The 14,218-nt window shown below is 38.7% G+C and carries 12 protein-coding genes and 1 riboswitch; of the genes, 8 read left to right on the forward strand and 4 right to left on the reverse strand.

Features of this window, described 5'->3' with window-relative positions; genetic code table 11:
• Positions 1-20 precede the first annotated feature (20 nt).
• The gene (locus tag MED134_RS03220; RefSeq protein WP_021778803.1) at positions 21-1,463 is read left to right on the forward strand and encodes a S41 family peptidase; all 1,443 of its coding nucleotides are present in this window, start codon (positions 21-23) and stop codon (positions 1,461-1,463) included.
• Between the two features lie 60 nt (positions 1,464-1,523).
• Here the strand turns inward: MED134_RS03220 and MED134_RS03225 are convergent, their stop codons facing one another.
• A complete protein-coding gene (locus MED134_RS03225) occupies positions 1,524-2,594 on the reverse strand; it encodes a YncE family protein (protein WP_021778802.1) in 1,071 nt (356 codons plus the stop codon).
• Between the two features lie 8 nt (positions 2,595-2,602).
• Positions 2,603-4,459 (reverse strand): TonB-dependent receptor, encoded by a 1,857-nt coding sequence (locus MED134_RS03230; protein ID WP_021778801.1) that lies wholly within the window; start codon positions 4,457-4,459, stop codon positions 2,603-2,605.
• A gap of 33 nt (positions 4,460-4,492) precedes the next feature.
• A riboswitch (cobalamin riboswitch) is annotated at positions 4,493-4,699 on the reverse strand.
• A gap of 87 nt (positions 4,700-4,786) precedes the next feature.
• Between MED134_RS03230 and MED134_RS03235 the strand changes: the two genes are divergently transcribed.
• The 6 genes from MED134_RS03235 (at position 4,787) to MED134_RS03260 (ending at position 10,195) form a co-directional block, all read left to right on the forward strand.
• Positions 4,787-5,965, forward strand: coding sequence for an ABC transporter substrate-binding protein (locus tag MED134_RS03235; RefSeq protein WP_021778800.1), 1,179 nt, complete (start codon positions 4,787-4,789; stop codon positions 5,963-5,965).
• Positions 5,958-6,983, forward strand: a complete 1,026-nt coding sequence (locus MED134_RS03240) for a FecCD family ABC transporter permease (protein ID WP_021778799.1) — start codon at positions 5,958-5,960, stop codon at positions 6,981-6,983. The genes MED134_RS03235 and MED134_RS03240 overlap by 8 nt, the downstream gene beginning before the upstream one ends.
• Positions 6,983-7,777, forward strand: a complete 795-nt coding sequence (locus MED134_RS03245) for an ABC transporter ATP-binding protein (protein ID WP_021778798.1) — start codon at positions 6,983-6,985, stop codon at positions 7,775-7,777. Before MED134_RS03240 ends, MED134_RS03245 begins: the two co-directional genes overlap by 1 nt.
• A gap of 4 nt (positions 7,778-7,781) precedes the next feature.
• The gene (locus MED134_RS03250; protein ID WP_038596999.1) at positions 7,782-8,306 is read left to right on the forward strand and encodes a hypothetical protein; all 525 of its coding nucleotides are present in this window, start codon (positions 7,782-7,784) and stop codon (positions 8,304-8,306) included.
• 107 nt (positions 8,307-8,413) lie between these two features.
• Entirely contained in the window at positions 8,414-9,820 is a 1,407-nt protein-coding gene (gene rmuC, locus MED134_RS03255; protein ID WP_021778796.1) for a DNA recombination protein RmuC, read from the forward strand.
• A 6-nt stretch (positions 9,821-9,826) separates the two neighbouring features.
• Positions 9,827-10,195: a hypothetical protein gene (locus tag MED134_RS03260; RefSeq protein WP_021778795.1), complete on the forward strand. Its 369-nt coding sequence runs from the start codon at positions 9,827-9,829 to the stop codon at positions 10,193-10,195.
• A 114-nt stretch (positions 10,196-10,309) separates the two neighbouring features.
• Here the strand turns inward: MED134_RS03260 and carB are convergent, their stop codons facing one another.
• Both carB and rpmH read right to left on the reverse strand, forming a co-directional pair.
• Positions 10,310-13,162, reverse strand: coding sequence for a carbamoyl-phosphate synthase large subunit (gene carB, locus MED134_RS03265; RefSeq protein ID WP_021778794.1), 2,853 nt, complete (start codon positions 13,160-13,162; stop codon positions 10,310-10,312).
• 106 nt (positions 13,163-13,268) lie between these two features.
• Positions 13,269-13,430: a 50S ribosomal protein L34 gene (gene rpmH, locus MED134_RS03270; RefSeq protein WP_021778793.1), complete on the reverse strand. Its 162-nt coding sequence runs from the start codon at positions 13,428-13,430 to the stop codon at positions 13,269-13,271.
• A 198-nt stretch (positions 13,431-13,628) separates the two neighbouring features.
• On the opposite strand from rpmH, the gene MED134_RS03275 reads away from it, so the two are divergent.
• Positions 13,629-14,207, forward strand: a complete 579-nt coding sequence (locus MED134_RS03275) for a hypothetical protein (protein ID WP_021778792.1) — start codon at positions 13,629-13,631, stop codon at positions 14,205-14,207.
• Positions 14,208-14,218: the final 11 nt, after the last annotated feature.

Raw genomic sequence — 14,218 nt, forward strand, 5'->3', positions numbered from 1 at the left:
ACTGCCTTAATTATAATTCTATGAAAAAGATTACCCTACTCCTACTCGTCTTTACAATGCTCTTTTTTTCTTGTAATGACGATCTTGATGATATTATAAGACCAGCAACTACAGTAGAGCTGTCTGACTTTGTTTATAGAGGTCTCAATTACTGGTCATTATATAAAGACCAAGTGCCAGAGCTAGCAAATGATTTTTTTAGTAATGATGGAGAAAAATTTGACTACTTATCGCAGTTTGCTTCTGTAGAGGATGCTTTTGATGCTCTTACGGCGCCTGTAGACCGTTTTAGCATATTACGAGATGATTATACAGAATTAGAAAACTCGCTAGCGGGAATTCGCACCGCTTCTGGTATGAATATCTCCCTGCTTATTATGCCTAATGATCCTACTAGAGCCTTTGGTATTGTGAGATATGTGGTAAATGATAGTCCAGCAGCTATTGCGGGTGTCCAGCGAGGTATGATTTTTACACTTGTAGACGGGCAACCCTTACAAGATGCGACTGGACAACCTATAGATGGTAACACAAGTTTTTCTAGCTTTTTTAGTCCAGAAAGCTATACCATAAGTACAGCAACCTTTAATGGTACAGACTTTGACCTTACGGGAGAAGAAATCGTTATAAATAAAATACAGCTCATTATAAACCCTTTACATACCGTAAATGTTTTAAGTGTAGGTGGTAATGAGATAGGATACTTACATTATACCGGTTTTACAAATGAGTTTGATAGTGATCTTAATAATGCTTTTGCAGAGTTTCAGGCAGCTGGCATTACAGATCTTGTGCTTGATTTACGCTATAATGGTGGTGGCTCTATAGAGACGGCAAACGACCTCTCATCTATGATTACTGGTCAGTTTGAGGGACAAACATTTATCACTCAAGAGTATAACTCAGATCGCAACCCAGAGAATCAATTTACACGTACTTTCAATAATAATCTAGGAAGTGGCAATGATGGAGCAACTATAAACAGCTTAGGACTTTCTAGAGTATTCATAATCACTACAGGAAGAACAGCAAGTGCCAGCGAACTTATACTAAGTGGTCTAGATCCATATATTGAGATTATACAGATAGGTACGAACACCGTAGGAAAATTTGAAGGATCCTTCTTATTATATGATGCGCCAGCTCCAGGTTTTAGAAGATCTGAGGCAAACCCAAATCACAGATACGTAATGCTACCGCTAGTACTTAAGTCTGTAAATGCAAATGGTCTTACAGACTATTTTGACGGTTTTACACCAGATATTGAAATAGCCGAAGATTTTACAAACTATGGCCAGCTAGGCCAGCAAGGTGAGCCACTTCTAGACGCAGCCATAGATGTTATTCTTAACGGAAGAAGCAACGCACAATATAACACGACGATACAACCCTCATATTATGACACAGAGCAACAAGACCCGCTCTACCAGCGTATGATAGTTGATCAACTTGATATAGACTAGCACAAAAAAAAGGGGTGACAGATTATGTCACCCCTTTTTAATTAACTATTAGAGAATAACCTAGTTAATCTCGTAAACGTTACCTGGTACAATACCTACATTAAGCGTATTTAATAAAGTACCCGTAGTAGTATCATAAAGCTCTACAGTTCCATTACTAGCAAAGTCTGCAGCGTTACATCCAGCTAGTGTACCGTCGCTGAGTATGGTCATATTATAGAAAAATGATCCAGATATAATTGCAGTACTAGTCGTAGTAAAATCTGCTATGGTTGTTTTATAAACTGCTCCACCTAGATAATAAAACACATCATCACCTACTACATTTAAGAAGTTAGGGTGTTCGGTATCTGTAAATAAAACTGTTTCTACAGCAGTGTTTGTATCTGTATCTATAATAGTAAATTGTCCTCCTGTCTCATTACCTGTAAATGCTGGAGCGCCGCTAGCTAGAACTACAAGACGTCCCGCTGTGTCAAACTGTAGTGAGTTAGGTACATCACCAACCTCTATTGTAGTAACAACATTTTCTTGCTCACTTGAGATTACAGATACAATGTTATTTACTCCAAAACCTCCTTTGTGTGCTACATAAATAGCATCTCCTTTTGCTACGATTTGCTCTGGCCCTTCTGCCACAGCAATTGTGCTTACTATCTCATTTGTATTTAAATCTAAAACAGCCACATAGTCATCTGTAGCTACAGCTGGATCTCCCCAGTTAGTCACATAACCGTTATCCCCTATTATTACCATATTACGTGGGTTATTAAGTCCTTCTGTAATCTGGATTATTTCTTCAAAGGTATCTTTTTCTACTACCGTGATACGTGAGCTTACGTTTGTAATTACATAAACAGTATCATCTGTCATAGTTAGTGATTGCACGATGTTACCCAGGTTATCATCATTTACAGCTTGATAGATAGATGGTGACACCGTAGTAAGGTTTTCATCTATATGATCTACTGTTCCAAAACCATTTGAAAAAGGTCCTTCATTTGTTACTAAAAATCCAGTAGCATATGGTCCTTCAACCTCTGGGGTAACTGGTATAAAAATATCATCATCTGTGTTACAAGAAAATAATAAGAGTGTTGCAATACAAAATGTGTAAAAAGAATGTTTCATAAGTGTGTTTAAAAAGTAATTGTTGTTTGTAATAAAAAGTTTCTTCCAGGATTAGGTCTAAAAGCAACCGTCTGGTAGTTCGTATTAAATAAGTTATTGACTCTCGCCATTACTTGGAGCTTAGTACCTTGCTTGTGTAAGATGTCATAGCTTGTCCCTATGTGAGCAATCGCATAGCCGTCTACCTGCGCCGTGTTATCTGTAGTTGTAAAAACACGATCTACAAAGGTAGTTTGCACATAACTACTCAGCCTGCCATAGTTATGCGCGATACCTAGTATCGCTTTATGAGCTGGCACATAGATAAGCTGTTTGCCTCTGGCTACATCTTCGGCCTGTGTATAGGCATACTGCGCAGTGGTTGTAACTTTATGGCTACCCATAATAGCCGTATAATCAAGTGCTCCCTCTATACCATAATGCTCAGAATCTGCAATGTTTATAGGTGACCAGATACCGCTAAGATTAGGCTGCCATTGTATCAAATCATCTGTGTTTATGTAAAACCCTCTCAGTCCTAACGTGAGGTTTTTACGTGTTCTTTTTAAGCCTATCTCCGCTTGTATGCTTGTTTCAGGTTTCAAATCTGGGTTACCTACAGCACCTGGTCCAGACCAGGAAGCATCGTTAAATGTGGGGATTCTATAATTTTTTGACGCGTTAAATGTGAGTGTATACGCTTTCGCGAAAGCGTAATCAAAACCAGCTCCCAAAAGAAATGGGCTATCAAAACCTTCTACCAGCTCTTGTCTAGCCTGAATCTCATAGGTGAATTGATTAGTAAGTTGCTGTTTCCACAAGGCAACTACAGATCCTTGATTTCTAGTAGTCGAAACGATAGACGAACCAGCTGCCGAAATATGGTTTACCTCACCTATTACGGTAAGTTCCTTTTTACGATCTAGCTTATAAGTTGCCTCGTAGTTTGCCAAGTAGCGTATAGATTTACCTAGATCATTATCGTCAGTTTGGTTATTTGCAAAATATCGAAACTCTTCAAAAATATGAGCCGCACGTAACTTGCCATTAAATCTTGTACCCAGGTTTTCCCATATGGCGAGTGTTCTTGTATTTCTATCTTCATACCCATCATTAGACGGTGCCGTGAGTGTGCCAGAAAAGTTACGATTACCTACATAGGTATTGTGGTGCAGTTTTAATAAATGTGTACGATCACCCTTATTTTTAAGGAGGTAACCCATATTAAAAATGGCGTTAAGATTATCATATTGACCATTTTCATTAAACTGATTATCTGTATCGAGGTAGTCAAAATCATTTTCAGAACGTTGGTAATCTAGGCCGGCATCTATGTAAAAATTAGTGTTTGAAAATTGCGTTTTGGCCGTTGCGATTTGAGTATCAAAACTTCCGTAACCTGCGGTTACTGTTGTGCTCAGTCCTTTATTAAATCTAATATCATTACCTAGATGAACACTACCACCTACTGCTCCAGATCCATATATAATGCTCCCACCGCCTGCTCTCACATCGACCTGATCATAATTTTTTGACGATAAAGTATTAAAATCAGACTGGCCAGTGAGCTGGCTATTTATGTTTATACCGTTCCACACGACGGCTGTCTGTGCCGCGTTAGTCCCTCTAAAAGAGGCAGAGGCTACGCCGCCTGGCCCATTTTCTCTAAAGTATATGGTGCTATTTGCTCGCAACACCTCGGTAAGAGCCGTGCGCGATCGCTGTATGGTGCTATCACTTATCTTCTCAAGAGCTATACCTACACTGTGGTTTTTTAACTTTGAGTCACTAAGTATCACTTCAGGTAAAACTTGAAGTGTATCTATTTGTGCGGCAGTTGTAAGTGCGCATAGCACGACAACAATAAAAAGGAATCTATGTCTCATCTATCTACCAACTTTTTACCCGAAAGTTGCTTGATTTTAATTATGAATAGTGGCAGGTCTCCTGGCTTGCTTTTGTTACACCTTCCCATCATAACACCTTATGACAGTGGCTTTGTAGTAGTAACAAACCCTTTATGGGCTTAGCTTACAGTTGCGGGAACAGCTTCCGATTTATACGGAATTCCCTTTTAATTTTCTGCACCCGTGTGATGCATCAAAACCAAAATTCGTCGCAAATATACATAACATTACTACCATACCTAGCAGTAAATCAAAAAGAAGAAAGCCCTCTTGCGGCATTGGCTATTTTAATACTACTTTTGGCAAATGAAGCACTTACACCTTTTAGTCTGCCTTATATTTCTAGTAACAGCTTGTAAAAATGAACCAGAAGTCACGACTGTTACTCCCACAATGAGTGCATCACAAGCAGTAACCTATGCAGATGGTTTTACCATTACAAAGTATGAAAACTACTCATTGCTAACGGTTACAGAAGCATTCCCAAATGCAGATAAAACCTTTACCTACGCCCTTGTGCCAGAAGGAGGATTGCAAGCTTCTATAGAAGAAGAAAACAGTAAAAGCCTCACCGAGTTACTTACTAATCGAGGTGTAGATGCCATTATAAAAACGCCTATAAAAAATGTAGTAGTTACCTCTACTACGCACATCCCCTCGTTAGAAATGCTTGGGGTTATTGAAACTCTAAAAGGTTTTCCTAATCTTGATTATGTGTCCAGTCCGCTTTCGCGAAAGCGTATTGAAAACGATCTCATTACAGAGCTAGGTCAAAACGAATCGCTTAACACAGAACTTGCAATAAATCTCAATCCAGATGCGGTTATCACCTTTGGTGTAGAAGGAGAAAACAAATCTGTAAACACGCTACAACGTGCAGGAATCCCTGTTCTATACAACGGCGACTGGGTAGAAAAAGAACCGCTAGGCAAAGCAGAGTGGATCAAATTCTTTGGCGCTCTGTACAGTAAAGAAAAAGAAGCAGATAGCATTTTTACAACCATAAAAAATCAATATCTAGCCACTAAGAAACAACTTGCATCTGTAACGTCAAGTCCTACTATTTTAAGTGGTGCGATGTATAAAGACGTTTGGTATTTACCTAAGGGTGATAGCTGGCAGGCTAAAGTTCTAGAAGATGCCGGAGGCTCATACCTATGGGCAGATACCGAAGGAGTGGGAAGTATCGCACTGAGTATAGAATCTGTGCTGGAAAAAGGGCAGCAAGCAGACTTCTGGATTGCACCTGGACAGTATACATCATATTCAAAACTACTAAGTGACAACCCTGCCTACGGACAGTTTGATGCATTTAAAAATAAGAAGGTCTATACCTTTGCAAAGAGTAAGGGAGCAACGGGTGGTTTATTATATTATGAACTTGCCCCTAACAGGCCAGACCTTGTCTTAAGAGATCTTACCAAAATCTTACACCCAGCGCTTATTACAGAAGAGTTTACATTTTTTGCACCGCTAGATGAGTAATAAAAGTTACATCATACCCTTTTGCATATTAGTTTTTGTACTAGTGTTGTGTTTTATTGTAAACATAAGTTTAGGCTCCGTAAACATTCCTTTTACAGAGGTTATCTCTGGATTACTGGGTGGTGATGTGTCAAAAACATCTTGGTTATATATTATCGTAGATTATAGATTACCTAAGGCTATTACAGCAATTATTGCGGGTGCAGGTCTTGCGGTTTCTGGCTTGTTAATGCAAACGCTTTTTCGCAATCCGCTGGCGGGTCCATTTGTATTAGGTATAAGTAGTGGTGCCAGTCTAGGCGTCGCTTTATACATCTTAGGGGGTACGGCACTGGGGCTATCCTCTACTCTATTATCTGGTAAATGGGGGCTCATCGTATCGGCTAGTGTAGGGAGTTTTCTAGTTTTACTTATGGTACTAGGTGTAGCTACTCGTATAAAAGATACAATGGCGCTCCTTATCATAGGTTTAATGGTAGGAAGCCTTACAAGTGCCGTAGTAAGTGTACTAGCCTATTTTAGTAAAGCAGAAGAGTTACAACGATTTGTTTTTTGGTCCTTTGGTAGTCTTGGTGACGTCTCGTGGCGTGGCGTGGGCATCCTTTCTATTTGTTTTTTCATTGGGATTATGGGCGCTGTTTTTTGTCTCAAATCACTTAACAGCCTTCTTTTAGGAGATGCATATGCACGTACGATAGGTACAAAATTTAGTCAGTCACGTCTACTCATTATTATTGCAACTAGCTTGCTAGCGGGCAGTATCACTGCTTTTGCAGGTCCCATTGCCTTTATAGGCCTTGCCGTACCACATTTAGTACGCCAGCTCATACCTACGGCAAATCATCGCATACTATTACCAGCCGTTATTATAGGAGGGGCAATCCTTATGCTGGTTTGTGATACAATAGCACAGGTACCGTATAGTGAGTATACATTACCTATAAACGCTATCTCTGCAATGGTGGGTGCTCCTGTCGTGATATGGTTATTAGTTCGTAAAAAGAAACTTCTTTTTTAATGCAGTCTATAAACAATCATATCACCCTCCGCACAAAAGATCTTGTTATAGGCTATAACAATAATCGTGAGGAAACACCTATTGCAAAAAATCTCAATATAGATTGTAAAAAAGGAGAACTCATAGCGCTAGTAGGGATAAATGGGTCTGGTAAATCTACATTGCTTAGAACACTCGCAGGACTTCAGGAACCGCTTGCTGGTGCTGTCTATATTAATGATAAAGAGATTACCAAAGTAACTCCAGCATCACTCGCACAGCAACTTAGTGTTGTATTGACTAATCAAGCCATTTCAAAAAATCTTACGGTAGCAGAGCTAGTAGCACTGGGCAGACAGCCTTATACAAACTGGCTAGGCACGCTCACAGAGGTAGATAAGGATATTACAATAACAGCTTTAAAACGTACCGAAACCTACATACTTAAAGACAAGAAGTGTTACGAGCTTAGTGACGGGCAACTGCAGCGTGTCCTCATAGCAAGAGCACTTGCTCAAGACACTCCTATAATTATGCTAGATGAACCTATGACACATCTAGACCTACATCACAAAGCCTCTATATTAAACCTGCTAGCTAGAATCGCAACAGAAGAGCGTAAAACCGTCATTTTTAGTACACACGAGATAGATTATGCACTTACCCGTTGTGATAAAATGATTGTGATGAAAAAGCGACAAGCCTTATACGACACTCCAGAAGCACTTATTGCTCAGGGAGTTTTTGATGTACTCTTTCCTTCTCATAATGTGGGGTTTGACCGTAAAAACCGTATCTTTTTTCTCAAAAAGTAAGACGATGCGTTTTCTTCAATTATTTCTAGTAGCTATGGTGCTCGCTAGCTGTTCTGCACACTCTTTTAAGGGTGAAGAAGAACGCTTTCGCGAAAGCGTAAAAACATTCGTCCCTCCCACTACAGAGGCAGTTTATAAGGTTATAGACACATCAAAAATTTATAAGCTTGTGGCGAGTTATTATAAATATGATAGCAATCAAACCAATGTAGTAGCCGAATATAATTACAAGAAATATCTGAAATTTTACAAAGATGGAAAGCTAGCGGTTTTTGATGATTTTGACCTCACAAGCATTGATACGCTTAAAGCGAAAGTAACCGACCACGGTTATTACGATTATACATACAACACCTTATATACAAGGCATCACCTCACAAATAAGAGTGGAAAACAATTTTACAACCCACAAGTGCACGAGCCGAATGGTGACACCTTATCACTCTACTCTCAAAGCACAAAAAGTATAAGTCATTACGTAGCCATAGCTATCCCAGCAAACGTATTTGTTGCCGAAGCAGAGTGGTAATTAATTTTGAAAACTTTGTACAATTTTGAATACCCTCTACTCACAATTTCCCCTTAACATCATCTTTTAAAATACGTATTGCACGATCTTCTTTATATCTTTACCATATGAATGATACTTTATTACTTTTTCTTATTGCTTTCATATGCTTAGTGGGCGGTACGCTCTTAGGTATATTTATCTCAAATCTAAAAAAGAAGGGAGAACTTAGCGGTTTACAAGAGCGCTTGCGTCAAGAAGAACTTAAGCTAGAAGAGGCTAGAAACACAAGCCTTAAAGTCGAGACACAAATGCAGCAACTTCGCGCAGAAAACAATGAGCAACTCCAGCAGCTACGCGCAGATAGTGAGAAACAACTTAGCTACCTTAGAGAAGAAAAAGATCAATTTCAAAACGAACTTACCGCTCGCAACGTAGCCTTTGAAGGCTTAGAGAAACGTATGGAAGAAAAAACGGCAGAGCTAGAACAGCTGCAAGAAAAGTTTACCAAAGATTTTGAACTCATCGCTAGTAAAATTCTTGATGAAAAGTCTAATAAGTTCACTTTACAAAACAAACAAAACCTTGACATCATCTTAAAACCGCTTCAAGAAAAAATTCAAAACTTTGAGAAGCGCGTAGAAGAAACTAATAAAGAGGCAATAGATAGAACCTCTGCCCTTAGAGAGCAAATAAAAGGTCTTACTGCTCTTAATGAGCAAATGACAAAAGAAGCCAGTAACCTTACCAAAGCGCTCAAAGGAGATAGTAAGATGCAGGGTAACTGGGGCGAGCTTGTACTAGAGCGTGTGCTAGAAAAATCTGGGCTAGAAAAAGACCGCGAGTATTTTATACAACAAAGCTTTACTACAGAAGAGGGTAAACGTGTACTTCCAGATGTAGTGATACACTTACCGGCAAATAAGAAGATGATTGTAGATAGTAAAGTATCCCTACGTGCCTATGAACGTTTTGTAAATGAAGAAGACCCACATCTTAGAGATGCACACTTAAAGCAGCACGTAAATGATTTAAAGCGCCACGTACAACAGCTTAGTGATAAAAACTATCAAGATATCTACCAGATAGAAAGCCCAGATTTTGTACTGCTATTTATACCTATCGAGCCAGCTTTTGCCATTGCCATAAATGCCGAAAATGAACTCTATAATAAAGCTTTTGAGCAAAATATTGTTATCGTTACACCTTCTACCCTACTTGCCACACTGCGCACTATAGACTCAATGTGGAATAATGAGAAGCAACAACAAAATGCGCTAGAGATCGCAAAACAAGCTGGAGGACTTTATGATAAATTTCACGGGCTAGTAACAGATCTTACGGCCGTAGGTAAAAAGATGGATGATGCAAAAAGTGGATACTCTGCCGCTATGAATAAACTTGTAGAAGGTAATGGTAACCTAATCACAAGAGTAGAACGCCTTAAAAAAATGGGTGCCAAAGCAAAAAAAGCACTCCCAGAAGCTATCATTAAGCGTGCAAATGCAGATGATGACCTAACTTTACTAGACTAAATAATTATGAAAAAAATACTATTTGTAGTTCTTACTACCATCTTTTTACTGGCAGCAGCTTGGTTTGCCTTCATTTACTACGTCCCTTACAGTAAAGGAACACGCGCCGGCGAACTTATAAAATTCTCTAGCAAAGGAGTAATTTTCAAAACTTGGGAAGGTGAGATAAGCCAGGGTATAAGTGGAGCACAAATCTTTAGCTTTTCAGTATTAGATCAAGAAGAAGAGGCTATTGAGGCGCTTAATAAATATCAAGGTCAGTATGTAAAGGTTGAGTATATAGAGCGCTTTGGGACCTTCTCTTTCTGGGGAGATACTAAGTACTTTATTACAAATGTAGTACCAGAGCAATCACCACACTTTAATAGACAATAGGGAGATTAAGAGTGTTTATTACGCTTTCGCGAAAGCGTAATAAAAACCCCATAAACTTAAAAAGGTCTACTCGTTGAGTAGACCTTTTTTAATACTATAATTTGAGTAGTTAAATTAGTTACTCAAGTACATCTTTCTTCTTGCGTATAAATCGTAAAAAGCATCATCACGTAGGTTATCTATAAATAAGATACTCTCTCCTGTACTCTTCATCTCTGGTCCTAAGTTCTTATTTACATTTGGAAACTTATTAAAAGAGAATACTGGTTGCTTGATTGCATATCCTTCTAGCTGTGGGTTGAAGTTAAAGTCTTTTACCTTCTTCTCACCTAGCATCACCTTAGTTGCATAGTTTACATATGGTTCTTTATAAGCTTTTGCTATAAATGGAACCGTACGAGATGCTCTTGGGTTTGCCTCTATGATGTATACTTTATCATCTTTTACAGCAAACTGTATGTTTATAAGACCTACCGTATCAAGTGCTAGTGCAATTTTTCTAGTGTGATCTTTAATTTGCTCTAGTATAAGGTCTCCAAGGTTAAATGGAGGTAATGTTGCATTACTATCACCAGAGTGTATACCACAAGGCTCAATGTGCTCCATAATACCTATGATGTATACATCTTCTCCATCACAAATAGCATCTGCCTCTGCCTCTATCGCTCCGTCTAGGTAGTGATCTAGTAGTAGTTTGTTATTAGGTATCTTACGTAGTAAGTCTACAACGTGCTCTTCTAGCTCGTCGTCGTTTATTACAATCTTCATTCCTTGTCCTCCTAGTACATAAGATGGTCTTACAAGGATAGGGTAATCTAGTTTTTGTGCTACTGCAAGCGCCTCGTCTGCCGTCTCTGCTGTATCAAATTCTGGATAAGGAATATCAAGATTTTTTAATAATGTAGAGAAGCTTCCTCTGTCTTCGGCAAGATCTAGTGCTTGGTAACTTGTACCTAAAATTTTGATCCCGTAACGGTCAAGCTTTTCGGCAAGTTTAAGTGCTGTTTGTCCTCCTAGTTGTACAATTACACCTTCTGGCTTTTCGTGGCGTATGATGTCATAAATATGCTCCCAGAATACAGGCTCAAAGTATAACTTATCTGCCGTGTCAAAATCTGTAGATACAGTCTCAGGGTTACAGTTTATCATTATAGTCTCATAACCACACTCTGCCGCAGCAAGTACACCGTGTACACAGCAGTAATCAAACTCGATACCTTGCCCTATACGGTTAGGTCCTGAACCTAGTACTACTATCTTTTTCTTGTCTGAAACTACACTTTCGTTTTGAGCAAATCGAGTTCCGTCAGGAAGCTCCATTTCATTTTCAAAAGTTGAGTAAAAGTATGGCGTTTGTGCTACAAACTCTGCCGCACACGTATCTACCAGTTTATAAACTCTGTTTATTTTTAATTCATCTCGCTTGCTTGTTACTGCACTTTCGAGACATCCTAGCATATGTGCTATTTGTCTATCTGCAAAACCTCTTTGTTTTGCCTCGAGTAATAAATTTCGCGGAAGCGTATCTACCTTAAAAGTAGATATCTCTTTTTCCATTGCATATAGCTCCTCATATTGTTTAAGGAACCACATATCTATTTTTGTAATCTCGTGTATACGTTTAAGCGGGATACCCATCTGGATCGCATCATAAATCACAAATACACGGTCCCAGCTTGCGTGGGTAAGCTTGTCTATAATCTGGTCGTAACTCTTATACCCTTTACCATCTGCTCCTAGACCATTACGTTTAATCTCTAGTGACTGTGTTGCTTTGTGTAAGGCTTCTTGAAAAGAGCGTCCTATACCCATTACTTCTCCTACAGATTTCATCTGTAAGCCTAGGGTGCGGTCACTTCCTTCAAATTTATCAAAGTTCCAACGCGGTATTTTTACAATTACATAATCTAATGTAGGCTCAAAAAGCGCCGATGTAGATTTTGTAATCTGGTTATCTAGTTCATCAAGGTTGTATCCTATCGCTAGTTTTGTAGCGATTTTTGCAATAGGGTATCCCGTTGCTTTTGATGCCAGCGCAGATGATCTAGATACACGTGGGTTAATCTCAATAGCGATAATTTCTTCTTCATTATCTGGGTTTACCGCAAACTGTACGTTACACCCTCCAGCAAAGTCACCTATACTGCGCATCATATGGATAGCCATATCACGCATTTTTTGGTAAGTAACATCAGATAATGTCATTGCAGGTGCCACAGTAATAGAGTCTCCTGTGTGGATACCCATAGGGTCCATATTTTCGATAGCACAGATAATAACCACATTATCATTTGCATCACGTAGTAACTCTAGCTCATATTCTTTCCAGCCTAGTAAGGCTTTATCTATCATCACCTCGTGTACTGGTGATACTTCTAGACCGTGAGATAGGAGTCTATCAAAATCCTCTTCTTCAAAAACGAAAGATGCTCCCGCTCCTCCTAGTGTAAAAGAAGAACGTATTACTAATGGAAAACCAAACTCTTGAGCAATCTCTTTTCCTTTTAAGAATGAGTTTGCACTTGCCTGTGGTGCCATAGGGATTCCTATGTCACGCATTAAGTTTTTAAACTGATCGCGATCTTCTGTAATATTAATAGCCGCGATATCTACACCTATAAGCTCTACATCAAAATCTTTCCAGATACCCTTCTCATCTGCCTCAATACAAAGGTTAAGCGCAGTCTGGCCTCCCATAGTAGGAAGTACTGCGTCTATATTAGGATGCTTTTTGAGTATCTCTACAATAGACTTTGTAGTAAGTGGCAATAAATAGACGTGATCTGCCATAGAGGGATCTGTCATAATCGTTGCCGGGTTAGAGTTGATTAGAATAGTCTCAATTCCATCCTCTCTTAATGATCTTAGTGATTGTGATCCTGCATAATCAAATTCACACGCTTGACCAATAACTATGGGTCCAGAACCTATGAGTAGAATCGATTTTAAGTCTTTATTTTTAGGCATTTACTGTGGTTTTTCTAGAATTATCTAAAATTATGAACTGAAAGGGTATAAAAAAAGGTGTTACTTAAAAAAAGTAACACCTATATATTTACATCAAATAGATGCATTATTTTTTGTGACGTAGTTCAGAAGATACGCTTATTTTCTTTCTTCCTTTAGCACGACGACGTGCTAAAACTTTACGACCGTTTACAGAAGCCATACGCTCTCTAAAACCGTGTTTGTTTCTTCTTTTTCTTTTTGATGGCTGAAACGTTCTCTTGCTCATTTTGTATCTTCTTTAATGTCTTGTTAGGACCGCCTTATAATTTCTTTTATTTACAGCTTTCTAAGCTGGGCGCAAATATACGAGAAGTTTTTACTTCTACAAATGGAAAAATAAATTTTTTTTATCTCCTTTTATATACCTTTGCTCCCGCCTGTATATAGGGCAAAAATAAGAAAACAAACGGTCTAAATATAATCTATGTTTAATAAAAACATCAAACTCGTTCTAGCTATAGCAACTCTTGCAGCAGCAATATGGCAATTTACAGAGAATGAAATAGGTAATGGTATAATGCTACTCTTACTTATGGGAATCTTTATATTCTTATATTTTAAAAACGAAATTATCTTACTTGCCTTTTTACGTTTACGTAAACAAGACTTCCCAGGAGCTCAAAAGTGGCTTGCAAAAATTAAAAACCCTAGCAGCGCTCTAGTTACAAAACAAGAAGGATACTATAATTACCTACAAGGACTTATGGTATCACAAACTAATATGACTCAGGCCGAAAAATATTTTAAGAAAGCCATAAGCCTAGGTCTCTCTATGGATGCAGATCTTGCTATGGCAAAATTAAGTCTTGCAGGTATTGCAATGAGTAAAAATAGAAGACGTGAGGCACAAACCCTTATGAAAGAGGCAGAAGCTCACGATAAGCACGGTATGCTAGGAGAGCAACTCAAGACTATGAAGGCAAACTTCAAGGCCGCTGGTAATCAACCAAAACACCAGTACGGTAGACCTACATCTGCCAGAGCTGGTAGAAGACAGCGATAGTTTACCTTTTA

It is taken from the genome of Dokdonia sp. MED134, from assembly GCF_000152925.2.
In the GTDB taxonomy this organism is placed as follows: domain Bacteria; phylum Bacteroidota; class Bacteroidia; order Flavobacteriales; family Flavobacteriaceae; genus Dokdonia.